Source organism: Frigoribacterium sp. CFBP 13712 (assembly GCF_014842255.1).
Taxonomy (GTDB): domain Bacteria; phylum Actinomycetota; class Actinomycetes; order Actinomycetales; family Microbacteriaceae; genus Frigoribacterium.
This window is the reverse complement of the sequence record NZ_JACYVH010000002.1, coordinates 208,426-233,282: the sequence shown is the minus strand read 5'-3', so window position 1 is coordinate 233,282 and position 24,857 is coordinate 208,426. Positions and strand designations below refer to the sequence as shown.

Below are 24,857 nucleotides of genomic sequence, written 5' to 3'. Positions count from 1 at the left end.
ATGGATGTCGCAATCATGGAGAGAGAGTGGTGGACGCCCACCGAGGGGCCCGGAGCAGGATAACCCGCCCGGACCCCTCGGCAGTTCTGAACGAGGCCGGAGCCTCTATCGGATGCGTTCCTTACTGCTTGGTGACCTCGTAGAACAGCGGGACGGAGTTCCAGCCGAACTGGACGTTCTCGACCGTGTCGGCCCACACGCCGGTCACGTTCGAGTACCACAGCGGGATGACGGGGAGGTCGGTGAGCAGGACCTCCTGCGCCTCCTGGAACTTCGCGTTGGCGTCGTCGACGGAGGTCGAGGCGGCGCCCTCGCTCAGGAGACCGTCGAACTCGTCGCTCGTGTAACGGCCGTAGTTCGAACCGGCACCGGTCTGGTACAGCGGCGCGAGGAAGTTGAACAGCGACGGGTAGTCGGCCTGCCATCCGGAACGGAAGGCGCCGGTCATGGCGTCGTTGTCCTCCTGGTCGAGGAGCTCGGCGAACGTGGGCTTCGGCTCTCCGGCCGCCTTGATGCCCAGCGTGTCGGCGATGCTGTTCGTCGCGGCGTCGACCCAGTTCTGGTGTCCGCCGTCGGAGTTGTAGGCGATGGTGAAGGTGGTGTCGCCGTAGGGGGCGATCTCTTCGGCCTGAGCCCAGAGCTCCTTGGCGCGGTCGGCGTCGTAGTCGAGCACGTCCGAGCCGTCGAGGTCTTCGGAGTAGCCGTCGATGACGGGCGACGTGAAGTCCTTGGCGGGGGTGCGGGTGCCCTGGAAGATGACGTCGGTGATGTCGCCGCGGTTGATCGCGAGCGAGATCGCCGCACGACGCAGCTTGCCCTCTTCGGTCGTGCCGTCGAAGTGCTCGAGGTACTGCGGGATGGTGATCGACTGGAAGATCGCGGCCGGCTGGTTCGCGAAGCGCTCCGGGAAGTCGCTCTCGTACGAGGCGAACTGGGTGTCCGGCACCTGGTCGAGGATGTCGAGGTTGCCCGAGAGCACGTCGGAGTACGCGGCGTCCTGCGTCGTGTAGAACGTGATGGTGAGGCCGCCGTTGACGGGCGTGCGCGGACCGTCGTAGTCCTCGTTGGTGACGAGCTTGATGTCCTGGTTGTGGGTCCAGGCGTCGGCGCTCTCGAGCTTGTAGGGGCCGTTGCCGACGGGGCTCTCGCCGAAGGCGTCGACGTCGTCGTAGAACGACTCGGGCAGCGGCGAGAACGCCGAGTAGCCGAGACGCAGGGGCCAGTCGGCCTCGGGGGCGTTCAGCATGACCGTGAACTCGGTGTCGCTGACGACCTCGAGCGAGAGGTCGCTGTCGGCCTCGGCGTCGTAGCCCTCGATGTTGTCGAAGAAGTACGAGGCGCTCTGCGCGTTGCTGATCTGCGCGGCCCAGTTCCAGGCCTTCGTGAAGGACTCGGAGGTGACGGGGGTGCCGTCGGTGAAGGTCTGGCCCTCCTTGAGCTTGACGGTCCAGAGCTGGTTGTCGTCGGACTCGATGGACTCGGCGACGTCCATCTCGGTGGCGCCCTCGGCGTCGTACGAGACGAGGCCGGCGAAGATCGAGTCGATGATCTTCCCGCCACCGGTCTCGGTGGTGTTCGACGGGACCAGCGGGTTCTGCGGCTCGCTGCCGTTCGTGGTGATGATGGCGTCGGCGTTGCCCGAGGGAGCGGCGTCGCCCGAGTCACCGCCGTTCGAGCAGCCGGTGAGGACGAGTGCTGCCGCCCCCACGACGGCGACGGACCCGAGGCCCATGCGCGTCTTCTTCAATGTTCCTCCTGATGCAAGAAAGGACGCAGCACGACTCCCCATGAGTCGTGCCACGTTGGATGAAGACGACCCTAGGCACCTCTTTCAGGCTTCTCCAAACCTCAGGGCGAACGGTTACACGACGGAAACCAATTCGATGGATCGTTGCGCCGACACACGGATCGTTGCGTCAAGCCCCTCATCTGCGCAGGTTTCCGTTGCGAGAAATCAGACACGTGGCAGGTATTATCCGGCCATGCCTCTCGAACCGGCGGTCGACCTGCCCAGCCGCTCGCGCCTCCGGGTCGAGATCGCGATCGTGCTCGGGCTGTCGCTCGGCGCCTCCGCCGTGTACTCGCTCGTGTCGATCGTCAACCGCCTCACCCAGCCCACGAGCCTGTCGCAGCAGACCGCGACCCTCAACTCGTCGCTCAGCGATCGCGCCGTGTTCGACCTCGTCTACCAGGTGCTCGCCGTGGTCGTCGACCTCGTGCCCGTCGCGCTGGTCGCCTACCTGCTCTGGCAGGGCCGCCGCCCTCACCTGGCGCGCCTCGGCGTCGACTTCTCGCGCAGCGGACGCGATGTGCTCGGCGGCCTGGGGCTCGCCCTCGCGATCGGGATCCCCGGCATCGGCCTGTACCTGGTCGGCAAGGCTCTCGACCTGACGGTGACGGTCGTGCCCACGGACCTCGGCGAGCACTGGTGGACCGTCCCGGTGCTGGTGCTCTCCGCGCTCCGGGCGGGACTCACGGAGGAGGTCATCGTCGTGGCCTACCTCTTCGCGCGCCTGACCGATCTCCGCTGGCGTCCGTGGACGATCATCGTCGCGGCCGCCCTGCTGCGCGGCACGTACCACCTCTATCAGGGGTTCGGCGCGTTCGTCGGCAACGTGGTGATGGGCCTGGTGTTCGGATGGCTGTACGCCCGGTTCGGGCGCATCCTGCCGCTCGTGGTGGCACACGTCGTGATGGACTCGGCGGTCTTCATCGGCTACCCGTGGGCGGCGGCGACGTTCCCCGCGTTCTTCGGACTTCCCTCCTGACGGCCGACGCCCGGGTCCGAGCGGCGAGCGCGGACCCGGGCGCAGGTCGGTCGGATCAGGCGAAGGCCTCGACCGGCGGGCAGGCGCAGAACAGGTTGCGATCGCCCCACGCCTGGTCGATGCGACGGACCGGCGGCCAGTACTTCGCGCGCTTGAGCGAGTCGACCGGGTAGACGGCCTCGTCGCGGCTGTAACCGGCCGTCCACTCGCCCGAGATGACGGACTCGGCCGTGTGGGGGGCGGCCCGCAGCGGGCTGTCCTCGACGGCGTGCCGACCCGACGAGATCTCGTCGGCCTCGTGCTTGATCGCGATCATGGCGTCGACGAACCGGTCGATCTCGGCGAGGTCCTCGCTCTCGGTGGGTTCGACCATCAGCGTGCCCGCCACGGGGAACGACATCGTCGGCGAGTGGAACCCGTAGTCGACGAGTCGCTTGGCGACGTCGTCGACGGTCACGCCGGTCGCGTCGCGGAGCGGGCGGAGGTCGAGGATGCACTCGTGCGCGACGAGCCCGCCCTCACCCGAGTACAGCACCGGGTAGTGCTCACGCAGTCGCACGGCGACGTAGTTCGCCGCGAGCACCGCCGCGCCGGTGGCCTGCACGAGCCCCTCGTCGCCCATCATGCGGATGTAGGCCCAGCTGATCGGCAGGATGCTCGGCGAACCGTACGGGGCGCTCGACACCGGGACGCCGGCATGGGCCGGTCGCTCCCCCGGCGCCGCCGCGGCCGCCCCGGTGCGTCGGTCGGCCTGCTGCGCCATCGGGTGGCCGGGCAGGAACGGCGCGAGGTGCGCCTTGGCCGCGACCGGTCCGACACCGGGCCCGCCGCCGCCGTGCGGGATGCAGAACGTCTTGTGCAGGTTCAGGTGCGAGACGTCGCCGCCGAACTCGCCGAACTTGGCGAACCCGAGCAGGGCGTTGAGGTTCGCGCCGTCGACGTAGACCTGGCCGCCCGCCTCGTGGACGGCGTCGGTGATGTCGCGGATGTCGTGCTCGTACACGCCGTGGGTCGACGGGTAGGTGATCATCAGCGCCGCGAGATCGTCGGCGTGGGCCGCGACCTGCTTCCGCAGATCGTCGAGGTCGACGTTGCCCCGGTCGTCGCAGGCGACGACGACGACCCTCATGCCGGCGAGCACCGCACTCGCCGCATTGGTGCCGTGGGCGCTCTGCGGGATGAGGCACACCGTGCGCGCGGCGTCGCCGTTCGCGAGGTGGTACCCGCGGATCGCCAGCAGACCCGCGAGCTCGCCCTGGCTGCCCGCGTTGGGCTGCAGCGACACCGTGTCGTAACCGGTCAGATCGGCCAGCCAGCCCTCGAGCTGACCGACGAGGTCGAGGTAGCCCTCGACGTCCTCCGCCGGCGCGAACGGGTGCACCGAGGCGAACTCGGGCCAGGTCACGGCCGCCATCTCGGTGGCCGCGTTGAGCTTCATGGTGCAGCTGCCGAGCGGGATCATTCCGCGGTCGAGGGCGTAGTCCTTGTCGGCGAGGTGCTTGAGGTACCGCATCATGCTGGTCTCGCTGCGGTGGGTGCGGAAGACCGGGTGGGTGAGGTAGTCGCTCGTCCGCAGCAGCGCCTCCGGGAGTCCGGACGGGCCGTCGCCGCCCTTTCCGGGGGGCATCTCGACGCCCAGCACCTCGGCGACCGCGACGACGTCGTCGCGCGTGGTCGTCTCGTCGAACGACAGCCGGATGCAGTCGGCGTCGACGGCGTGCACGAGGTAGCCGCGCCCGCGGGCCGCGGCCACGAGCTCGGCGGACCGGCCCGGCACGAAGACCTGCAGCGTGTCGAAGAACGTGTCGTTCTCGAGCTCGAGATCGGAGGCGGCGATGGCCTCGGCGAGGTCGGCCGCGTGAGCGTGCACCCGCGACGCGATGTGCCGCAGCCCCCAGGGGCCGTGGTAGACGGCGTACATCGAGGCCATCACGGCCAGCAGCACCTGGGCGGTGCAGATGTTCGACGTGGCCTTCTCGCGACGGATGTGCTGCTCTCGGGTCTGCAGGCTCAGCCGGTAGGCCGGCCGCCCGTCGACGTCTTGCGACACCCCGACCAGGCGCCCGGGCAGCTGCCGCTCGAGACCGGTGCGGACCGCCATGTAGCCCGCGTGCGGACCACCGAAGCCCATGGGCACGCCGAAGCGCTGACTCGTCCCGACGGCGACGTCGGCCCCGAACTCGCCGGGAGGGGTGAGGAGGGTGAGCGCGAGCAGATCGGCCGCGACGACGACGAGACCGCCGTGGGCGTGACTGGCCTCGCTGATCGCCGCGAGGTCGTGGACGGCGCCGGTCGCCGCGGGGTACTGCACGAACAGCCCGAACGACTCGGGCACCTCGGCCGCATCGGCGCCCGTCAGATCGAGCTCGACCAGCTCGATGCCGACGGCCGCGGCACGACCGGCGAGCAGCGCCTTGGTCTGCGGGAACGCGTCGGCATCGACGACGAACACGTCGCTCTTCGCCTTCGAGGCGCGGCGGGCGAGCAGCATGCCCTCGACCACGGCCGTGCCCTCGTCGAGCATGGAGGCGTTGGCGGTGGTCAGACCGGTGAGCTCGGAGACCATCGTCTGGAAGTTGATCAGCGCCTCGAGCCGCCCCTGCGAGATCTCGGGCTGGTAGGGCGTGTAGGCCGTGTACCAGCTCGGGTTCTCGAGGACGTTGCGCTGGATCACCGCGGGTGTGACGGTGTCGTAGTAACCGAGCCCCAGGAGCGTGCGGGAGGGGCGGTTGCGGTCGGCGAGTCGTCTCAGCTCGGCCAGCGCCTCCGTCTCGCCCACCGGTGCGGGCAGCGTGCCGCCCGCGTCGGCCGACGTGTGGATGCTGTCGGGGACGGCGGCCCGGACGAGCCGTTCGACGCTGTCGTGCCCGACGACGGCGAGCATCGCGGCCTGATCGGACGGCGTCGTGCCGATGTGGCGGTCGACGAATCCGCCGGCCGCACGACCGGCCCAGTCTCCGAACACCGACCCGGAGGTCGTCCCGCCGGTCATTCGGCCGTGAGGGCGACGTACTCGTCGCGCGAGAGGAGGCCGACGCGGTCGGTCGACGCCAGGGTGATCTTGATGAGCCAGCCGTCGCCGAACGGGTCGCTGTTGACCAGATCGGGGCTGTCGACGACGGCGTCGTTGATCTCGAGCACCGTGCCGAGCGCGGGGGCGAAGAGCTCGCCCACGGACTTCGTCGACTCGATCTCGCCGACGACGGTGCCGGACTCGACCTCGGTGCCCGCGGACGGCAGGTCGACGTAGACGACGTCGCCGAGCTTCTCGGCCGCGTAGTCGGTGATGCCCACGGTGGCGGTGTCGCCGTCGATGAGCAGCCATTCGTGCTCGGCGGTGTAGTGCAGCGAGGTGAGGTCGGTCATGCCGAGGCCTTTCGAGAGGGGGATGAGGTGCGGGGCGCGCGGGCCGTCGGCCCGCGAAAGGGTCAGGAGCGCTTGTAGAACGGCAGGGGCACGACGGTCGCCGGGATCGGCGTCCCCCGCACGTCGACGGCGAGGGCCGGGCCGCGGTCGACCACGTCGGGATCGACGAAGGCCATGGCGACGGGGTGCCCCAGGGTCGGCGAGAGCGCGCCGCTCGTGATCTCGCCCACGACGGTGCCGTCGTCGGTGACCACGGGGTAGCCTGCGCGGGCCGCGCGACGACCCGGCAGGGTCAGACCCACCAGCACACGGGCGCCGGGCGCCGGGTCGACACCGGAGCGGCCCACGAAGTCCTTCGAGGTGTCGACCACGCGGCCGAGACCCGCCTGGGCGGGGCGCACGTCGCGACCGAGCTCGTGGCCGTAGAGCGGCATGCCCGCCTCGAGTCGCAGCGTGTCGCGGCTGGCGAGACCGGCGGGGACGACGCCCCGGGGTGCTCCCGCCTCGGCGAGCGCCGTCCAGAGGTCGGCGGCGGACTCGGGCGCGAGGTAGAGCTCGAAGCCGTCTTCGCCGGTGTAGCCGGTGCGGGCGATCAGGACGGGGGCGTCGTCGAAGGTGCCCTGCAGCACCCGGTAGTACCGGAGCGTCGAGAGCGGCGCGTCGGGCTGGAGACGGTCGCCGCTGATGAGCGCGTCGAGGACGCCCTCCGCCTCGGGACCCTGGATCGCGACGAGAGCGGTGTCGTCGCTCTCGTCGTCGACCGTTACGTCGAAGCCGGAGGCGCGGGTCGCGAGCGCGCCGAACGCGGCCTCCCGGTTGCCCGCGTTGGCCACGACGAGGTAGTCGTGCTCGTCGAGCCGGTAGACGACGAGATCGTCGACGATCCCGCCGTCGTCGGCGAGGAGCAGCGAGTACTTGGCCCGACCGACGGCGATCGTCGAGAGGGTGCCCGCCAGCGCCTGGTCGAGGAACACGCCGGCGTCGTGTCCGACCACGGCGATCTCGGCCATGTGCGAGAGGTCGAAGAGACCCGCCGCGGTGCGGACGGCGTGGTGCTCGGCGAGATCCGAGCTGTAGCGCACGGGCATCTGCCACCCGGCGAAGTCGGTGAACGAGGCGCCCGCGGCGACGTGGATCTCGTGGAGCGGGCTGAAGCGCTCGTCGTCGACGTCGGCCGGGTCGGCGTCGACGAGGTCGGCGTCCGCCAGCTCGGCGTCGACGAGGTCGGCGTCGGTGGGGCCCGGGGCGGCGGGCAGGTTCGAGGCTGCGTCGGACATCTGACTCCTGAGGACGGCCCGGCCTCGAGCTGTCTCGACCGGGAGCATGCCGTGCAGCGCCTGCACGACGGGGGTGGGCCCCGCCCGACCGGAGTCGTGCGGGGCTCCCCCTCTGTCATGGGCCTGAGAGCTTCGCCGACGCGGGTCGACTTTCACCGTGGGCGAGGAGTCGCCGAGAGGCGCTCCTGCTTTTCAGAGTGGCCAGTCCGTCGCGGTACGCGTACCTGAGAGATTGGCGGGGAGCTTGCTCCTTCGGTGCCCGGTCGGCGCATGTGATGCGCACCGGGGCTCTCCCGCGACGTGTTCGTGGCCCGATGTTCGGTTGTGGCGCTCAGCCTACAGCCGGCGTGTGACGAGCAGGTTTCGGGGTCGAGACGCTCAGGCGCCGGCGGGCCGATCGGTCGCCGCGGTCTCGTCGGCCTGGTGCGCGGCCACGAGCTCGCGGACGTCGTCGGCGAGCTGCGCGACGCCCTCGGGCAGCATCTCGAAGCCCTCGGGGTTGCCGGGGTTCACGACCAGTCCCGTCTGCGGCGGGATGGCCTGGACGAGCTCGGCGGCGTGGATCGTCGCGGAGTGCGCCGCCACCTCTCTCACCTGGTCGCCGATCATGTCGGCGTGCGTGAAGGCGGCGAGCATGGGCGTGCCCTCGCGATCGAAGAGCACGGGCTGCAGCTCGTTCAGCGACTCCTCCGCCTGGACGGCGGTGGGGACGACGATCTCGGCGTTCACGAACTCGGCGAGCACGGAGTTCATGTCGCCCTCGCCCGCCTGGCCCTTGGCGATGGCCTGCTCGAGTGCGGTCGGTTCACGGTTCTCTGAAGCGGTCATCGGTCCACCTTGCCCGAAGAACCTCCGTAACGACTCCGTGACGGTATCCTGACCCTCGAAGCCTGCCACCGTGGCGGCCCGTCATCCCTCGAGGAGCGCTCGTGCCCCGTATGGCCGCCCCCCTGCTCGTCAGCAGCATCGCTCTCGTCCTCGCCCTCGCCGGGTGCGCCACCCCGACGTCCGAGCCCGGCGCCGCCGAGACCTCCGGGCTCGCCACGACGGGGGCCGACGCGTCGAGCACGCCGATCCCGACGACCACTCCCCCCGCCCCGGCCACGGCGCCGACGCGAGAGGCCCCGCCGGCCTGGGACGCCTGCGTCGACGCCGTCGCGGCCGAGTACCCCGACGTCCCGTTCCTCGACGACGTGTGGAGCTACGAGGACGACGACGTCCGCGACTCGGCCACCGGCGCGGTCGTCGAGGTGCGCTACGGCCACACCGCCGACGGGCGCATCGAGGCCGCCTTCAGCTGCGAGGTGTCGGGCACCCCGGAGTCCCCCGTCGTCGAGGGCGTCTACCCGGTCGACATCTGACCCGCTGACGGCATCGTCCGACCGCCGGCGGCATCCGACTGCGGTCGCACGCCCACGACGACCGTCGTCTCGTGCTCGACGTCGTACTCGCTGTGCGCGTCGAGACCGCCTGCGGTCAGGAGGTCCACGGCGGCGGCGGCCTGAGCCGCGCTCGTCTCGATCAGCAGCGACCCCGCGGGGCGGAGCCAGACCCGCGCCTCCTGGGCGATCCGGCGGTGCAGATCGAGACCGTCGCGTCCGCCGTCGAGTGCGGTGACCCGCTCGTGGAGGCGCGCCTCGGGCGGCAGGGTCGGGAGCGCTCCGGTCGGCACGTACGGCGCATTGGCCGTCAGGACGTCGACGGCACCTCGGAGCCGGGCGGGCACGGCGTCGAAGAGATCGCCGACGACCACGTCGCAGCCCGGCGGGAGGTTCGCGCGGGCGCATCCGACGGCCACCGGATCGAGGTCGGACGCGACGAGCGAGAGACCGGGATGGTCGCGCAGGAGGACGGCGGCCACGGCCCCCACCCCGCAGCAGAGGTCGAGCGCGACGGCCGGTCGCCCCCGGGGCACCAGGGCCGACGCCCGGCGGGCCAGCGCGGTCGTCCGCCGGCGGGGCACGAAGACACCGGGCGCGACGGCGAGCCGCAGGCCGTCGAACTCGGCCCAACCGACGACCTGTTCGAGGGGTTCGCCGGCGACGCGTCGGCGCACGAGCCCCTCGAGGGTGCCGGGGTCGACCGGGCGGGCTCGGTCGGCGGGGTCGGCACGGTCGGCGGGGTCGGCGGGGTCGGCTCGGTCGGCAGGGTCGGCGGCCGCCTCGGTCAGCAGCGCCGCCTCCTCCTCGGCGAAGACGCAGCCGGCGTCCCGGAGGCGCGCCACCAGCAGGCGCATCGCCTCGGCCTCGGTCATGGCCCCAGGCTACGACCGTGCGACCGCGTGGCCCGTGTCACGGCGGTGTCGGGGGCGCCGCGTAGGGTGGCGGGACCGAGGCACCCAGGCACTGAGGAGACCATGAAGCCGCTGACCGAGTCCGACATCCGCGAGTCGTTCGTCAACGCCCAGCCCGGCGACCTGGACCGCCTGCCGATCCCGGGGCTGCACGAGATGCTGTGGTCCGAACGGGAGTTCCTGGGGTGGCGCGACCCGCAGGCCCATCACCGCGGCTACATCGTCCACTGGATGGCCGACCGCCCCGTCGGGCTCGTCGTCCGTTCGTCGACCTCGTCGCTGCGCCCCGGCATCGCCGCGATGTGCTCGCTCTGCCACTCGCCGCAGCCGGCGACGCAGGTGCGGCTCTTCACCGCTCCGAAGGCCGGCGAGGCGGGCCTGAACGGCAGCACGCTCGGCACCTACATCTGCGAGGACCTCGCCTGCTCGCTGCTCATCCGCATCGCACCGCCGCACCTGAACCCGCCCGAGCAGATCGAGCGTCGCGCCGCCGGGCTGAGCGACCGCGTGCAGGGCTTCACCGCCACTGTGATGAAGACCGCCTGAGGCGGCGCCTCCGGCCGTCCCGCCCTCATCCCCGACCCATCCCCCACGAAAGCGAGCAGTCATGTCCGTCGTCAAGATCAACGCCATCCACGTCCCCGAGGGGTCCGGCTCCGAGCTCGAGTCGCGTTTCGCCGCGCGCAAGCACTCGGTCGACGGCGCCGAGGGCTTCGAGGGCTTCCAGCTGCTGCGCCCGGTCAAGGGCGACGACCGCTACTTCGTCGTGACCACCTGGCGCAGCGAAGACGACTTCCTGGCCTGGGCGGCGAACGGCGCCAAGGCCGCGCACGCTCGCCCCGAGGGGTCGGGCGACGCCCCGCGGGGTCCCGTCGCGACCGGTGCCGACCTGCTCGAGTTCGAGGTCGTCGAGCTGTAAGGGAGTTGGGCGACACCGGTGTCGGCAGCGGGCGAGCCGGACGTCGGCACGACCGTCGACGCCCGCCTCGGCCTCGTCCCCGGATGGCCTGTCTCGACGTCGAACCACCGGTGTCGCGTCTGCCAGTCATCTCCAGGGTTCACGCGTAGCCTGCCGCCCAGTCGTCGACCCGCCCGCGGTCCGATGCGAGAGGCCCGATCGTCATGAAGAAGTCAGCACGCTGGATCCCCGCCGCCGCGATCCCCGTGGCCGTCATCGCCGCCGGCATCGTCGTCCCTTCGATGGCGGCCAGCGCCGACGTCGATCTGCCCGACAAGACCCCTCAGCAGGTGCTGGCACTCGCGGCGGGCAGCTCGGGCGTGGCCTTCTCGGGCACGGTCGAGCAGACGTCCGACCTCGGGCTGCCCGACATCCCCTCGTCCCTGCAGGGCGGCTCGTCGACCGGCGAGTCGACCTCGGATGCGCTCGAGATGCTGACCGGCAGCCACACCGCCCAGGTCTTCGTCGACGGTGAGGCGCGACAGCGCGTGCAGGTGGTCGACGACCTCTCCGAGCGCGACGTCATCCGGGATGGCCGCGACCTGTGGTCGTACGACTCGACCTCGAAAGACGCCACGCACACCACGCTGCCCGACGCGTCGTCCCGCGACCTGCCCGACACCCTGGCCGACGGCACGGCCGTGCCGCAGACACCGTCCGAGCTCGCCGACGCCGTCCTCGACGCCGTGGGCGACACCACGACGGTCACCAGCTCCGACGACGTGTCCGTCGCCGGTCGCGACGCGTACCGGGTCGTCCTGACCCCCGACGACGCCGACACGCTCGTCGCCCGGGCGACCCTCACCGTCGACGCCGAGACGGGTGTGCCGCTGGCCGTGACCGTCGACGCGCGGGGGCAGGACGACCCGGCCATCTCGGTGGCCCTGACCTCCGTGTCGTTCGAGACCCCCGCCTCCTCGGTCTTCGAGTTCACTCCCCCGGCAGACGCGACCGTGACCGAGGTCGCCGCGCCCGCCGAGGGCCGGGAGGCGCACGGCGGCGAGCACGCCGAGCCCGTGGTGATCGGCTCGGGCTGGTCGACCGTGGTGGGTCTCGACGGCGCGACGTCGGTCGCCGGGTCCGCCCCCGCCGACGGATCGGCCTCGGGCGGCGACCAGGGCGACCGGTCGGCCCTGCTCGACCAGGTGATGACCCGGGTCGACGGCGGCCGGGTGCTGCAGACCTCCCTCGTCTCGATCTACCTCGGCGATGACGGGCGCGTCTTCGTGGGCGCCGTCGACGCCGAGACCCTGCGGGCGGCGGTCGCGTCGGCACCCGCCGAGTGACGCCGCTCGCGTGACCCCCGCACCCCCACCGGCCGCATCGGCGGCGCCGCTGGCCATCGAGACGTCGTCGCTGACGAAGTCGTTCGGTCGGCAGCAGGCCGTCGCCGACGTCGATCTCGCCGTGCCGGCGGGCAGCGTCTACGGTTTCCTGGGGCCGAACGGCTCGGGCAAGACCAGCACGATCCGGATGCTCCTCGGGCTGACGTCGGCGACGAGCGGCGACATCAGGGTGCTCGGCGGTGCGATGCCCGACCGTGCCCGCGACGTGCTGCCCCGGGTGGGCGCCCTGGTCGAGGGACCGGCCTTCTATCCGTTCCTCTCGGGGCGGGCGAACCTGCACCGGCTCGACTCGGCCGACCGCACGGCGCCCGCGGCGACCCGCACCGCCCGGGTCGACGCAGCGCTCGATCGGGTGGGCCTCGGGCACGCCGCGTCGAAGAAGGCGCACGCGTACTCGCTCGGCATGAAGCAGCGCCTCGGCATCGCCAACGCCCTGCTCATGCCCCGTGATCTGCTGGTGCTCGACGAGCCGAGCAACGGGCTCGACCCGCAGGGCACCCGCGAGGTCCGCACCCTGATCCGCTCGCTGGCCGACGAGGGGACGACCGTCTTCGTGTCGAGCCACCTGCTGGCCGAGGTCGAGCAGATGTGCACCCACATCGGGGTCATGAGCGCGGGTCGGCTGCTCACCCAGGGCACCCTCGACGATCTCCGCGCGCTCGGCACGCACCGGGTGAGGCTGCTCACCCCCGATCCCGACGATGCGCGCGTCGTGCTCCGTCGACTCGGACTCGCCCCGGAGGCGCGGGTGCGGCCGACCGATCGGCCCGAGTCGACGGCCGCCGAGCTGATCGAGGCCGACCTCGTCGGCGACGGGCCGTCGCCGGAGGCCGTCGTGGCAGCGCTCGTCGCCGCCGACGTGCGGGTGCGCGGCTTCGAGGTCACGGGCGCCAGCCTGGAGGAGCGCTTCGTCGATCTGACCGGGGAGGGCTTCGATGTCGCCGGCTGAACCCGTGCCCGCCCCGCCGGCGGACGGCCTCCGCCGCCGCGGGACGGGGCTGTCCCTGCTCCGCAGCGAGGTCGTCGTGCTCTTCGGACGGGTGCGGACGATCGCCCTGCTCGGCGCCCTGGCGCTCATCCCCGTCCTCCTGGCGATCGCCGTGCGGGTGACGACCGACGACGCGTCCGGCGGCTCCTCCGGAGGCCCGGCGTTCCTCGGCGACATCACGCGCAACGGCCTCTTCGTGTCGTTGACCGCCCTGACCGTGGCGATCCCGCTGTTCCTCCCCCTGACCGTCGGCGTCGTCGCGGGCGACACGATCGCGGGCGAGGCGGGTCTCGGCACCCTGCGGTACCTGCTGGTCTCGCCGGTGGGCCGGGTGCGCCTCCTGCTCGTCAAGTTCGCCGGAGCCGCGCTCTTCTGCCTGGCCGGCACCCTCGTGCTCGTGGTGTTCGGGGCCATCGCGGGCGCCGCGCTGTTCCCGGTCGGACCGGTGACCCTGCTCTCGGGCCAGACGATCGGCTACGGCGACTACGCGCTGCGGATGCTGATGATGGCGCTGTACGTCACCCTCTCGCTGCTCGGGCTGAGCGCCGTCGGGCTCTTCATCTCGACGCTCACCAGCGTGCCGGTGGGTGCCATGGCCGCCACCATCGTGCTCTCGACGGTGGCGCAGATCGTCGACGCGCTGCCGCAGCTGGACTTCCTCGACCCGTGGCTGTTCACGCACTACTGGCTGGGCTTCGCGGACCTCCTGCGCGACCCGGTGTCGTGGGCGAACTTCGCCGACAACGCCCTGCTGCAGGGCGGCTACATCCTCGTCTTCGGCGCCCTGGCCTTCGGCAGGTTCACCACGAAGGACATCCTGAGCTGAACCGACCCGGGGGCGCTGAGGTCAGACGCCGAGGGCTCCGGTCGGCAGCAGCGCGTGAACTCCCCACGTCTGATTCGCGACCTGGGTCACCCGCAGGTCGACGACGGCGCTCGAGAGGGCCAGGGCGGTCGCCCGGTCGACGTCGAGCAGGGTCGCCAGCCACGTGACCATGGCATCGAGGGCATCACCGGTGGCGACGTCGAGATCGGCGTCGAAGCCGAACGTGATGCGCCCCGCGGGGGTCTCGGCGTGGATCGACGGGACGGGGCGGTCGTCGACGAGGTCGAGCCGCACCTCCGTCGTCATCGGGCACTCGATCGCCGTGCCCCCGACCTCGCCGTCGCCCTGGGCGGCGTGCCCGTCGCCGAGGTAGACGAGGGCGTCGGCGACCTGCACGGGCAGGTAGAGCGTCGAACCCGCGACGAGCTCACGGCAGTCGATGTTGCCGCCGGCCGCGGCCCGAGGCGGGGTCGTCGAGTGCTCCCCCGGCTCCGCCGGTGCGACGCCGGTCACCCCGAGGAACGGCGCTAGAGGCACCTGCCAGCCCCGGCTCTCGACCGCGACGCCCGCGTCGGCGTCGATCTCCCAGAGCAGCCACGACGGAGCCGCGTCGGCGAGACCGAGCCGGGCGGTGACGGGCGTCTCGCGACCGCCGGCGACCGTCCAGCCCCAGTCGCCGGGCAGCACGGCGTCGATGTGCACGGCGAGCGTCTGGCCGGGCCGCGCGCCGCGGACGGCGATCGGACCCGTGAGAGCGTGCCCCCGCGCCTCGGCGAAGAGCCGCGGTCGCGCCTCGCCCGGAACGGTCTGCCGTTCGAGGTGCCCCGACGCGTCGAGCGACCCGACCACCACCGTGTCTCCGGCGTCGACGGCGAGGACGGGACGGTGGTCGCGCGAGTAGACGTCGTTCGTGGTCTCGGACGTCGGGTCGAGCCGATGCCGGGTCACGACGCGCCCCCGTCGGTCGGCACGCCGCCCGCGCCCACGGCGTCCACGCCCGCGACGCCTGCGCCCGCGACGCCCACGCCCGCCACGCCCTCGCCTGCGCCCGCGGCGGCCGGCGTGTCGACGACGGGCGTGTTCGAGGCCGCGGCCGACGCGACGACCGGCGGCGTGGCCCGCAGCTCGTCCACGACCGACGCCGGCACGGTGCGACTGAGGTACCCGATGCGCGATTCGCGCACGTGCCACCCCATCCGCTCGGCCGCCCGGTCGGGGTCGCCGGCGTCGATGGCCGACAGGATGACGCGGTGGTCGGGCCAGAGCCTCTTGCCCCGCGAGAACGTGTCGAGGGCGTAGAGCCACTCGATCTTGCGCGACAGCTGACGCAGCAGGGTGGCGAGCGTGCTGCTGCCGCTCAGCTCGGCCACGCCGAAGTGGAACCGCTCGTTGAGCCCGACCAGCCGGTCGAGATCGTCGTCGGCGACCGCCTGGTCGCCGTCGGCCAGGATGCGCTCGAGCGACCGGCGGGTGCGCCACCAGTCCTCCGGCGGCGCATCGACGGTGAACAGCGCCCGCGCCCGCGTGGCGGCCCGGCGGGCGGTGGCGATCTCGAGCGCCTCGCGCACGGCGAAGAGGTCGTCGGCCTCGTCGACGGGGATCTCCGCGACCCGCGACCCGACGTTGGGCGTCGACTCGACGAAGCCCTCGGCCTCGAGACCCCGGAGGGCCTCGCGCACCGGTACCCGCGAGACCCCGTGACGATCGGCCAGCGAGGCCTCGGTGATGCGGGTGCCCGGCTGCAGCGCCCCGGTCACGATCTCGCGTCGCACGGCGTCGAGCAGACTCACCGGCGGCGACGAGGGCTCGACCGTCGCATCGTGGCCCGGAGCCGAGGAGGCGCGGCTCGTCTCGTCAGGACGATCGGGTCGGTCAGACGGCCAGGCTGGCACCGGGTATCGCTCCTAGCAGTTCGTGGGTGTACTCGTCGCGGGGCGAGAGGAACACGTCGTCGACGCTGCCGCGCTCGACGATGCCGCCCCGGCGCATCACCACCACACTATGGGCGATCTGCCGCACGACGGCGAGGTCGTGCGTGATGAACAGGTAGCTGAGCCCCAGCCGGGTCTGCAGATCGGCGAGCAGATCGAGGATCTGCTCCTGCACGAGCACGTCGAGAGCCGAGACGGCCTCGTCGCAGATCAGCAGCTCGGGCTCGAGCGCGAGGGCCCGGGCGATCGCGACCCGCTGACGCTGACCGCCGGACAGCTCGTTGGGTCGGCTCTGGGCGACCGACCTCGGCAGGGCGACCTGGTCGAGCAGCTCGGCCACGCGCCTCCTGCGGGTCGACCGGTCGCCGACCCCGAAGATACGGAGCGGCTCGTCGATCAGCCGCTCGACCGGGTAGGTGGGGTCGAGCGAGCCGTACGGGTCCTGGAAGACGGGCTGCACCCGGCGTCGCAGGGCGCGACGGGCCGCCCCGCGACTGGCGGTGATGCTCTCGCCGTCGACGAGGGCCGTCCCGCTGGTCGCGGGCTCGATGCCGAGCACCATGCGGGCCAGCGTCGTCTTGCCCGACCCCGACTCGCCGACCACGGCGGTGGTCGTGCCTCGCGGCACCGCGAACGAGATGCCGTCGACGGCCCGCACGGTCTCGCCGCGGCGACCGCGCAGGCGGTACTCCTTGACCAGGTCCGTGACGGTGAGGATGTCGTCAGCTGCGGTCGGCGCGTCGTCTCCGATGGGCTCGTCCGCCCTGAGCGCGGCGGCCGCGGCGACCGTCGGGGCGGCCGCGACCAGACGCTTCGTGTACTCGTGCTGCGGGTCGAGCAGGATCTGCCGCGGCGTCCCGGTCTCGACGACGCGGCCCTCGAGCATGACGACGATGCGGTCGGTGCGATCGGCCGCGACCCCGAGGTCGTGCGTGATGAACAGCAGCGACGTGCCGTGGGCGTCGACGAGCGTCTGCAGGTGGTCGAGGATGGTGCGCTGCACCGTGACGTCGAGGGCCGAGGTCGGCTCGTCGGCGATCAGCAGCTCGGGGCGACGGGCGAGCGCGACGGCGATCAGCACGCGCTGCCGCATCCCACCCGAGAACTCGTGCGGGTACTGACCCGACCGGCGGGCCGCGTCGGGGATGCCGGCCTCGGTCATCAGCTCGACGACGCGATCGGCCACGGCCGCCCGCCCCCGGGCCCCGCCCGCCCGCAGCCCGTCGGCGATCTGGGCCCCGACGGTCATCGAGGGGTTCAGGTTGGTCGAGGGATCCTGCGGCACGAGACCGATCCGGGCGCCGCGCACCGACCGCATCCGCGCCTCCCCGGCCGTCGTCAGCTCGTCGTCGCCCAGGCGGATCGTGCCGCCCGTGATCCGCCCTGCACCCGGCAGCAGGCGCAGCACGGCCGCGACGACGGTCGACTTGCCCGAGCCCGACTGCCCGACGATGGCGACGCGCTCACCGCGGGCCACGTCGAGGTCGACGCCGTGCACGACGGGCCGGTCGCCGAACGACACCTGCAGATCGCGGACCCTCAGGAGGGGCGCGCCGGCGGACGCGTCGGTGGTCGTCGTCGAGACGGTGCGGTCAGCGTCCTGCGGCATAGGCCTGTGCTCCTCGGGGGTTGGCGGCGGCGGACAGCACGCCCGTCGCGGGGTCTCGGGTGACGCTCGACAGGCGGCCGAGCGACCAGTCGCCGGCCCGGGTGACGCGGTGTCCGCGCGACTCGAGGTCGGCGATCACGTCGTCGCCGAGGCGGTCCTCGACGACCACGCCGCCCGGGGTCCAGGTGCGCGGCCAGAACGAGCCGGGGAACGACGTGGTGTGCAGAGCGGGGGCGTCGATGGCCTGCTGGGGCGTGTACCCGCCGACGATCGTGCGCAGCAGGTAGAGCAGCTGCCACTGGTCCTGCTGGTCGCCGCCGGGTGAGCCGAGCGCGACGACCGGCCGACCGTCGCGCAGCACGAGGGTCGGGGTGAGGGTGGTGCGCGGTCGGCGACCGGGCTCGAGCGTCGACGCGGTGCCCTCGTCGAGCCAGGCCATCTGCAGACGGCTGCCGAGGCAGAAGCCGAGGGCGGGGATCGTCGGAGACGACTGCAGCCAGCCGCCCGACGGCGTCGCCGAGACGATGTTGCCCCACCGGTCGACGACGTCGATGTGGCAGGTGTCGCCGCGGGTCGCCCCCGTGGCGTCGACGACGGGCTCGGCGGAGGCCGCGGCGACGGGGTCGTCGTCCGCGGGCGTCTCGGCGAACGACCCGACGGTGGGCTCGCCGACGCCGGCGACGGCCCCGGCCGCCTCGTCGTCGGTCCGGAGCGGTGCGAGCGGCCGAGCGCCCGCGACGAGGTCGCCCGGTCGCAGCTCGAGCGACGCCCGCGCGCCGATGAGCGCACGCCGCGCCTCCGCGTACTCCGACGAGAGCAGGGCGTCGAGGGGCACGTCGTGGTCGCCGTAGTAGGCCTCGCGATCGGCCATGGCGAGCTTCTGCGCCTCGACGATCGTGTGCGCGCCGTCGGCGGTCGACGGGTCGAGCAGCTCGTCGGGCAGCGGGTCGAGCAGTGCGAGCACCTGCAGCAGCGCCGGGCCCTGGCCCCAGGCGCCGGTCTTGGCGACGGTGTGCCCGCGGAACTCCACGGTCGCCGCCGGCTCGAACCCGGCGCGGAACGCCGAGAGGTCCGAGGCGCGGATCACCCCGGCGTGATCGGTGCCCGACGAGTGACGGTGCGGGCGGCGGACGAACTCGTCGATCGAGCGGGCGACGAGCCCCTCGGCCCACTCCGTCCGGGCCGCCTCGATGCGGTCCGCGCGATCGCGGCGGGCGTCGTCGGCGACCGGCGCCGCGCCTCCTCGGCTCGTGTCGACCGCCGCGTCGGCGGGCCCGCCGGCGGTGATCAGCCCCTCGAGGACTGCGGCGTAGGCCGGGTTCGTGACGAGGTCGCCGGGCTCGGGCGGGCGCCCGTCGACGAGCCAGCGGTCGGCCGAGGTGGGCCAGTGCTCGGTGAAGAGCTCGCCGACCGCGCCGATCGTCTCGGTGACGCGGGCGGTGATCGGGTGACCGTCGCGGGCGTAGCCGATGGCGTAGGCGAGCACGTCGCCGAGCTCCCAGGTGCCGTGGTCGCGCAGCAGCAGCAGCCACGCGTCGACCGCACCGGGCACGGCCGCGGCGAGCGCCCCCGCTCCCGGCACGAGGTCGAGGCCCTCGGCGCGGTAGTGCTCGACGGTGGCCGCGGCCGGCGCGGGCCCCTGACCCATCAGCACGGTCGGGGCGCCCGGGGCGTCGGCGGTGGCGAAGACGGCCGTCAGGTCGCCGCCCGGTCCGTTGAGGTGGGGTTCGACGACGTGCAGCACGAAGGCGCCGGCGACGGCGGCGTCGAACGCGTTGCCGCCGCGTTCGAGCACGGCCTGGGCCGAGGCGGTCGCGAGCCAGTGGGTGCTGGCCGTCATGCCGAAGGTGCCGACCAGATCGGGGCGGGTGGTGAACGCCGGAGGCGCGGTGTAGGTCACTGGGGTCAGTTCCGTTCGCTGGAGGTCGGGTCGAGCGCATCGCGCAGCGCGTCGCCGAAGAGGTTGAAGCCGAGGCAGATCGCGGCGATCGCGAGACCGGGCACCACGGCGGCGGTGGGCGCCCGCCCGAGGTACTGCTGCGCGTCGCTGAGCATGATGCCCAGACTGGCCGTCGGCGGCTGGATGCCGAGTCCGAGGAACGACAGCAGCGCCTCGCCGATGACCGCGACCGGCATGATGACCGTGGCCTGCACGATGATCGCCGAGACGCAGTTCGGCAGCACGTGGGTGAAGATCACCCGGAGGCCGGTGGCGTCCATGGTGCGGGCGCCGAGCACGAAGTCGGTCGACGCGATGCGCATCGTCTCGCCGCGCACCACGCGGATCATCGTCGGGATCTGCGCGATGCCGAGGGCGACGACCGCGTTGCCGAGACTCGGTCCGCTGATCGCGGCGAGCGCCACCGCGATGATCAGGAACGGGAACGCGAGCATGACATCGGTCAGGCGCCCGATGACGCCGTCGAGCCAGCGCCAGTAGCCGGCGAGCAGCCCGAGGGGCGTGCCGACGACCACGGCGAGCAGCACGCTGAGGACGCCGACGACGAGCGAGACCCGGATGCCGTAGAGCATGCGCGAGAGGATGTCGCGGCCGAGGTCGTCGGTGCCGAGCAGGTAGCCGACCGTGCCGGGCTGCTGGAACGGCGCGGCGAAGTTGACCTCGGTGGGGCCGTGCGGGGCGATCAGCGGCGCGAGGACGCCGAGGAGGAGCACCACGAGCAGCATGACGCCGCCGGCGACGCCGAGACGGTTGCGTCTCAGCTGGCCCCAGACGCGGCCTCGGGCGGAGCCCAGCTCGGCCTGGATCGGGATGACGGTCATCAGGAGGCTCCTCCGACTCGGATGCGCGGGTTCAGGACGCTGTACAGCACGTCGACGACGAGGTTGATCACGATGTAGCCGAGGGTGATGACGAGCACGACGGCCTGGACGACGGGGTAGTCGCGGGTGAAGACCGAGTCGAGGGTGAGCTTGCCGAAGCCCGGCAGCGCGAAGATGCGCTCGGTGACGACAGCCCCCGAGATGAGACCGCCGAGCTGCAGCCCGACGATGGTGACGACCACGATCATCGAGTTGCGGAGGCCGTAGCGCATCAGCACGCGCCCCCGGCCGAGGCCCTTGGCGCGGGCGGTGCGGACGTAGTCGGTCTTCATCGTCTCGATCATCGAGGCCCGGGTCTGCCGCATGATCACCGCGGCGAGCGACGTGCCGAGGATGAGGGCCGGCAGGGTCAGATGGACGAGGGCCTGGAACGGATCGACCGACACGGGCACGTAGCCGGAGGCGGGGAACAGCCCCAGCCCGACCGCGAGCCAGAGGATGGCGAGGATGCCGAGCCAGAAGTTCGGCACGCTGAGACCGACCAGGGCGGCCGCGTTGGCCATCCACTCGGGCCAGCGGCCGCGGTACCGCTCGGCGATCACGCCGAGCGCCACCCCGACGATCACGGCGACGACGATCGCGTAGAGCGCGAGCCAGAGCGTGACCGGCAGGGTCGCGGCGATCAGCTCGGTCACCGGCGTGCCGGTGCGGGTCGACTCGCCGAAGTCACCGGTGAGGAAGTTGCCGACGAATCGGAGGTACTGGACCACGAGCGAGTCGTCGAGTCCGAGGTCGGTGCGGATGGCCGCGACGCGCTCGGGCGACGCCTCCTCACCCGCCAGGGCGAGGGCCGGGTCGCCCGGCAGCTGCCGGACGCCGACGAACACGACGATCGAGGCGAGCACCAGGGTCAGCACGGACTGCCACAGGCGGGTGAGGAGGTAGCGGGCCATCGGGTCAGTCCGCCTCGACGAAGGCGGCGTTGCTGAGGCGGACCACGCCGTCGGCGAAGGTGGAGACGCCGGCGATCTCGTTCGACAGCGCGGTCAGGCTGCGGACCCGGTAGAGGTAGATGATCGGGTCGTCCTCCTGCACCTGGGCGACGGCCTGACCGTAGAGGTCGGCGCGCTCGTCGACGTCGTTGGTCGCGGCGGCACGGGTCAGCAGGTCGTCGACCTCCTCCGAGCTGTAGCCGCTGTAGTTGTTGCCGCCACCCGTCGACAGGAAGTTGTACGTGTTGCCGTGCGGGTCGACGCGGCCCGACCAGCCGAGTTGCAGCGCCTCGAAGTCGCCTCGGGTCTGCACGTCGAGCAGGGTCGAGTACTCGACCGGCGTGATCGTCAGCTCGAAGCCACCCTCGGCCACCTGGGCCTGCAGCGCCTGGGCGAACCGCACGGTGTCGGCGTTGTTGCTCACCTGCATGTCGATCGCGTACGGCGTCTCGACGCCGGCGTCCTCCAGCATCTGACGCGCGGCCTCCGGGTCGTACTCGGGGCAGGCGTCGCTGGCGTCGGTGGCGAACGGGCTGTCGGGCGAGATCGGCGAGCAGGCGGGGTCGTAGAGACCGCCGAAGATCGACGAGACGAGCGACTCGCGGTCGATCGACATCGACAGGGCCTGCCGCACCGTCGCGTCGGAGGCGAGCGGGGTGTCGATCCGCGCGGGGTCGGTGCCGACGCCGTCCTGGTTGCCGATGTTGACCGTCAGCCCCTGGTAGCCCAGCGAGCCGACCTCGAGCACGGTGAGCGCGTCGTCCGCCTTGAGCGACTCGACGTCCTGGGTCGACATCGAGTCGGCGACCTGCACATCGCCCGACTGCAGGTTCGCCGCGCGGATGCTCGCGTCGGTGATGATGCGGTAGGTGATGGAGTCGAAGTGGACGTTCTCGGCGTCGTAGTAGAGCGGGTCGCGCTCGACCGTGATCGAGGTCTGCGGCACCCGGTCGGCGAACTTGAACGGACCGACGCAGACCGGGGCGTCGCCGAAGTCGTCGCCCTGCGCCTCGAGGGCCGTGGGCGACATGATCATGCCGGCGCGGTCGGCCAGCGCGGCCGTCAGGGGCGCGAAGGGCTCCGAGTACTCGATCTCGACCTCGTCGTCGCCAGCGGCCGTGATGCCCGTGATCGGCCCGAGCTCGCTGCGGCGCGACGAGTCCTCCTTGTCGAGGGCGCGCTGCAGCGTCGTCACGACGGCGTCGGCGTCGAGGGGCGTGCCGTCGGCGAAGACGGCGTCGGTGCGGACGGGGAAGCTCACCGTCAGTCCGTCGTCGGAGACCGTGGGCAGCTCGGTGGCGAGCATCGGCACGATCTGTCCCTCGGCGTCGATGTCGTAGAGCTTCTGGCACATCGTCTCCATGACGTACCGGGTGTAGAGGGACGACGAGGTCGTCGGGTCGAGCCGGTCGGGCTCGGCCGAGAGGGCCATCACGAGGTCGCCGCCCTCGACGATCGTCTGGTCGCCGATGGCCGCGGTCGAGACGTCGTCGCGGGTCTCGTCGGAGGTGTCGGTGGTCTGGACGGCCTGGCAGCCGGTCACGGCGAGGGCCAGACCGAGGGCGGCCGCGGGCAGCGCGAGCACCCGGCGGCGGGAGTACGGGGAGCGGGACATGCGTGATCCAATGCTCGTGGTCGGGGCGAAGTGGATTGAATACAATCAGCCCCGATGACGCCCCTTCGTATACATCTTGTTACGACCGTGTAAAACGTCGCGGACCCGAGGAGGCGCGGGTCGACACCTCGAGACCCGCCAAACTGGGATCGATAACAGGCCCACAACCCGTCGCATCCGCTTGCATTAAAGGCGCGTGGTCTTCCCCGAACCAGACAGGTCGTGCTAGAACTGGGAGCGCACACAGTCATGTGCGCTCATCGTCAAGGAGGACGACCGATGTCTCGATCCCATCGACCCACCCATCCGCTCCCGATCTCGCGGAGGCGGCTCGGCGTCGCCACCGGGGCGTTCGTGCTGACGGCGGCGCTCTGCGGAGGGCTCGCGCCGGCCGTCCCGGCATCGGCGGCATCGGCGGACGACTCGACCCGCGCCTCCCGGGTCGCGGTCGCGAACCCCGGCTTCGAGTCCGGCCTGTCGGGCTGGGTCTCGAAGGGGAAGGGCACGGCCGCGCTCGAGACCGGCGGCCACGACTCCCCCACGCGCCTGACCCACCACCTGCCCTCGGCCGGTCAGGCGACGACGACCCAGAAGGTCAAGAAGGTCGCCCCCGGCTGGTGGACGTTCTCGGCCTGGGTGAAGAGCGGTGGCACGGCCGGGTCGAGCACGCTCTCGCTGACAGGCTGCGGCCAGGGCTCGAGCAAGGACGCCGCGGGCACGACGGTCGTCCCCTCGACCGAGTCCGACGACGGCTGGCTGCACCTCTCGGTGTCAGCCGAGGTCACCCACAGCCAGTGCACGCTGACCCTCACGACGGCGGGCGACGCCGGCTCGTGGGCGAGCATCGACGACGTCACGTTCACGCCGGGCCGGGTCACGCGGGAGATCCGCGGAGCCGACCTGTCGGGTCTGCCCCGCAACGAGGACAAGGGCGCGGTCTACCTCGACGCGCAGGGCCGACCGACCGACGCCGTCGAGCAGATCTCGGCGGCCGGGGCCAACATGGCGCGGCTGAAGGTCTGGGTCGACCCGACCGACGGCTACAACGACCAGGACGACGTGGTCGCCATGGCGAAGCGCATCGAGGCCTCGGGCATGGAGCTGCTCGTCGACTTCCACTACTCGGACCGCTGGACGGATCCGGGTGCGCAGACGATGCCGAAGGCCTGGGTCGGGCTGTCCGCACCCGAGGTCGCGACGCGGATCCACGACCACACGCGCAGCGTGCTCGACGCGCTGGCGGCCGAGGGCATCACGGCCGACGCCGTGCAGGTCGGCAACGAGATCAACCCCGGCATGGTGTGGCCGCTCGGCCAGACCTGGGACGTCGACCCGAGCGACGGGGTGAGCGGGGCCCAGTGGGACAACCTCGCGATGTTCCTCTCCGCAGGGTCCGCCGCCGTGCGCGAGGTGTCGCCCGACACCGACGTCGTGCTGCACCTCACGAACATCAACAACGGCATCGACGGGCTGACCTGGTGGTTCGACCAGGCCACCGCGCGCGGCGTCGACTTCGACGTGATCGGCCTGTCGTACTACTCGTACTGGCACGGCAGCCTCAGCGACCTGCAGCAGGCCGTGACGGTGCTGACCGAGCGGTATGACCGCGACGCCCTCGTCGTCGAGACCTCGTACCCGTGGACCCTCGCCGACGACCCCGACCACACCTGGGAGAACGTCGTCGCGCAGGCCTCGATGCTGACCGCCGGCTACCCCGCGACCCCCGCCGGTCAGGCCGCGAACTTCCGTGCCGTGCAGGACGTCGTGGCATCCGCCCCCGGCGGGCGCGGCACCGGCGTCGTCGCGTGGGAGCCCGCGTGGACGGCCGTCGACGGCGCCGGCTGGGACCCGGACGACCCGACCTCCGGCAACGCCTGGGAGAACCAGGCCATGTGGGACTTCGACGGACGCCCGCTGCCGGCCCTCGACGAGTACGCCGCCGACTGACGTCGGCCGCCGACGGCCCCGAGGAGGCGCGGTGCGCGATCGCGTGCACCGCGCCTCCTCGGTCGCTCCCGGCGGCGACCCTCTCGGGCGGTCGTCGTCCGCTTCGCGAGAGCCCGGGTCGCCCGCCCCGTGGCTGACAGCGTCCCCGGCGTGCGTGGGG

The 24,857-nt window shown here is 72.2% G+C and carries 21 protein-coding genes and 2 riboswitches; of the genes, 8 read left to right on the top strand and 13 right to left on the bottom strand.

The annotated features are described in order from the left end of the window. Positions 1–121: 121 nt before the first annotated feature. Entirely contained in the window at positions 122–1,747 is a 1,626-nt protein-coding gene (locus IFT51_RS04735; protein WP_192059723.1) for an ABC transporter substrate-binding protein, read from the bottom strand. A gap of 235 nt (positions 1,748–1,982) precedes the next feature. On the opposite strand from IFT51_RS04735, the gene IFT51_RS04730 reads away from it, so the two are divergent. Continuing rightward, entirely contained in the window at positions 1,983–2,768 is a 786-nt protein-coding gene (locus IFT51_RS04730) for a CPBP family intramembrane glutamic endopeptidase (protein WP_192059721.1), read from the top strand. A 55-nt stretch (positions 2,769–2,823) separates the two neighbouring features. Here IFT51_RS04730 and gcvP read toward each other — a convergent pair whose 3' ends face one another. The 4 genes from gcvP to IFT51_RS04710 form a co-directional block, all read right to left on the bottom strand. Continuing rightward, entirely contained in the window at positions 2,824–5,652 is a 2,829-nt protein-coding gene (gene gcvP, locus IFT51_RS04725) for an aminomethyl-transferring glycine dehydrogenase (RefSeq protein WP_244636961.1), read from the bottom strand. Between the two features lie 104 nt (positions 5,653–5,756). Continuing rightward, positions 5,757–6,134 carry a glycine cleavage system protein GcvH gene (gcvH, locus tag IFT51_RS04720; protein ID WP_192059716.1) on the bottom strand — a complete coding sequence of 126 codons (378 nt, stop codon included), beginning with the start codon at positions 6,132–6,134 and terminating at the stop codon, positions 5,757–5,759. Positions 6,135–6,196: 62 nt separating this feature from the next. Next, positions 6,197–7,411, bottom strand: a complete 1,215-nt coding sequence (gcvT, locus tag IFT51_RS04715; protein ID WP_192059714.1) for a glycine cleavage system aminomethyltransferase GcvT — start codon at positions 7,409–7,411, stop codon at positions 6,197–6,199. A 105-nt stretch (positions 7,412–7,516) separates the two neighbouring features. Beyond that, positions 7,517–7,612, bottom strand: a riboswitch (glycine riboswitch). A 1-nt stretch (position 7,613) separates the two neighbouring features. After that, a riboswitch (glycine riboswitch) is annotated at positions 7,614–7,717 on the bottom strand. A 72-nt stretch (positions 7,718–7,789) separates the two neighbouring features. Next, positions 7,790–8,239, bottom strand: a complete 450-nt coding sequence (locus tag IFT51_RS04710; RefSeq protein ID WP_192059712.1) for an SseB family protein — start codon at positions 8,237–8,239, stop codon at positions 7,790–7,792. Between the two features lie 110 nt (positions 8,240–8,349). On the opposite strand from IFT51_RS04710, the gene IFT51_RS04705 reads away from it, so the two are divergent. Next, a complete protein-coding gene (locus tag IFT51_RS04705) occupies positions 8,350–8,772 on the top strand; it encodes a hypothetical protein (protein ID WP_206758085.1) in 423 nt (140 codons plus the stop codon). Here the strand turns inward: IFT51_RS04705 and IFT51_RS04700 are convergent. Beyond that, positions 8,754–9,665 (bottom strand): putative protein N(5)-glutamine methyltransferase, encoded by a 912-nt coding sequence (locus tag IFT51_RS04700; RefSeq protein WP_192059708.1) that lies wholly within the window; start codon positions 9,663–9,665, stop codon positions 8,754–8,756. The two genes, IFT51_RS04705 and IFT51_RS04700, sit on opposite strands and share 19 nt — an antisense overlap. A 102-nt stretch (positions 9,666–9,767) precedes the next feature. Between IFT51_RS04700 and IFT51_RS04695 the strand changes: the two genes are divergently transcribed. From IFT51_RS04695 to IFT51_RS04675, 5 genes are all read left to right on the top strand, one after another. Then, complete coding sequence (locus tag IFT51_RS04695) at positions 9,768–10,250, top strand: FBP domain-containing protein (protein ID WP_192059706.1); 483 nt, start codon at positions 9,768–9,770, stop codon at positions 10,248–10,250. A gap of 61 nt (positions 10,251–10,311) precedes the next feature. Further along, positions 10,312–10,623: an antibiotic biosynthesis monooxygenase gene (locus IFT51_RS04690; protein ID WP_192059703.1), complete on the top strand. Its 312-nt coding sequence runs from the start codon at positions 10,312–10,314 to the stop codon at positions 10,621–10,623. 203 nt (positions 10,624–10,826) lie between these two features. Further along, a complete protein-coding gene (locus IFT51_RS04685) occupies positions 10,827–11,948 on the top strand; it encodes a DUF2092 domain-containing protein (protein ID WP_192059701.1) in 1,122 nt (373 codons plus the stop codon). A gap of 10 nt (positions 11,949–11,958) precedes the next feature. Further along, complete coding sequence (locus IFT51_RS04680) at positions 11,959–12,957, top strand: ATP-binding cassette domain-containing protein (protein ID WP_320478638.1); 999 nt, start codon at positions 11,959–11,961, stop codon at positions 12,955–12,957. Continuing rightward, entirely contained in the window at positions 12,944–13,822 is an 879-nt protein-coding gene (locus IFT51_RS04675) for an ABC transporter permease (RefSeq protein WP_192059697.1), read from the top strand. The genes IFT51_RS04680 and IFT51_RS04675 overlap by 14 nt, the downstream gene beginning before the upstream one ends. Positions 13,823–13,843: 21 nt before the next feature. Here the strand turns inward: IFT51_RS04675 and IFT51_RS04670 are convergent, their stop codons facing one another. The 7 genes from IFT51_RS04670 to IFT51_RS04640 are packed head-to-tail and all read right to left on the bottom strand — an operon-like array spanning position 13,844 to position 22,750. Continuing rightward, positions 13,844–14,770, bottom strand: coding sequence for an acetamidase/formamidase family protein (locus IFT51_RS04670; protein ID WP_192059695.1), 927 nt, complete (start codon positions 14,768–14,770; stop codon positions 13,844–13,846). After that, positions 14,767–15,714, bottom strand: a complete 948-nt coding sequence (locus IFT51_RS04665; RefSeq protein WP_371740681.1) for a GntR family transcriptional regulator — start codon at positions 15,712–15,714, stop codon at positions 14,767–14,769. The genes IFT51_RS04670 and IFT51_RS04665 overlap by 4 nt, the downstream gene beginning before the upstream one ends. Continuing rightward, a complete protein-coding gene (locus tag IFT51_RS04660) occupies positions 15,695–17,362 on the bottom strand; it encodes an ABC transporter ATP-binding protein (protein WP_192059693.1) in 1,668 nt (555 codons plus the stop codon). The genes IFT51_RS04665 and IFT51_RS04660 overlap by 20 nt, the downstream gene beginning before the upstream one ends. Next, positions 17,346–19,262, bottom strand: a complete 1,917-nt coding sequence (locus IFT51_RS04655; RefSeq protein ID WP_371740680.1) for a gamma-glutamyltransferase family protein — start codon at positions 19,260–19,262, stop codon at positions 17,346–17,348. The genes IFT51_RS04660 and IFT51_RS04655 overlap by 17 nt, the downstream gene beginning before the upstream one ends. Before the next feature lie 5 nt (positions 19,263–19,267). Next, positions 19,268–20,143: an ABC transporter permease gene (locus tag IFT51_RS04650; protein WP_192059690.1), complete on the bottom strand. Its 876-nt coding sequence runs from the start codon at positions 20,141–20,143 to the stop codon at positions 19,268–19,270. Next, positions 20,143–21,096 (bottom strand): ABC transporter permease, encoded by a 954-nt coding sequence (locus IFT51_RS04645; RefSeq protein WP_192059688.1) that lies wholly within the window; start codon positions 21,094–21,096, stop codon positions 20,143–20,145. Before IFT51_RS04645 ends, IFT51_RS04650 begins: the two co-directional genes overlap by 1 nt. Before the next feature lie 4 nt (positions 21,097–21,100). Next, positions 21,101–22,750, bottom strand: a complete 1,650-nt coding sequence (locus tag IFT51_RS04640; RefSeq protein ID WP_192059686.1) for an ABC transporter substrate-binding protein — start codon at positions 22,748–22,750, stop codon at positions 21,101–21,103. A gap of 279 nt (positions 22,751–23,029) precedes the next feature. Between IFT51_RS04640 and IFT51_RS04635 the strand changes: the two genes are divergently transcribed. Next, complete coding sequence (locus tag IFT51_RS04635) at positions 23,030–24,697, top strand: glycosyl hydrolase 53 family protein (protein WP_192059684.1); 1,668 nt, start codon at positions 23,030–23,032, stop codon at positions 24,695–24,697. Positions 24,698–24,857: the final 160 nt, after the last annotated feature.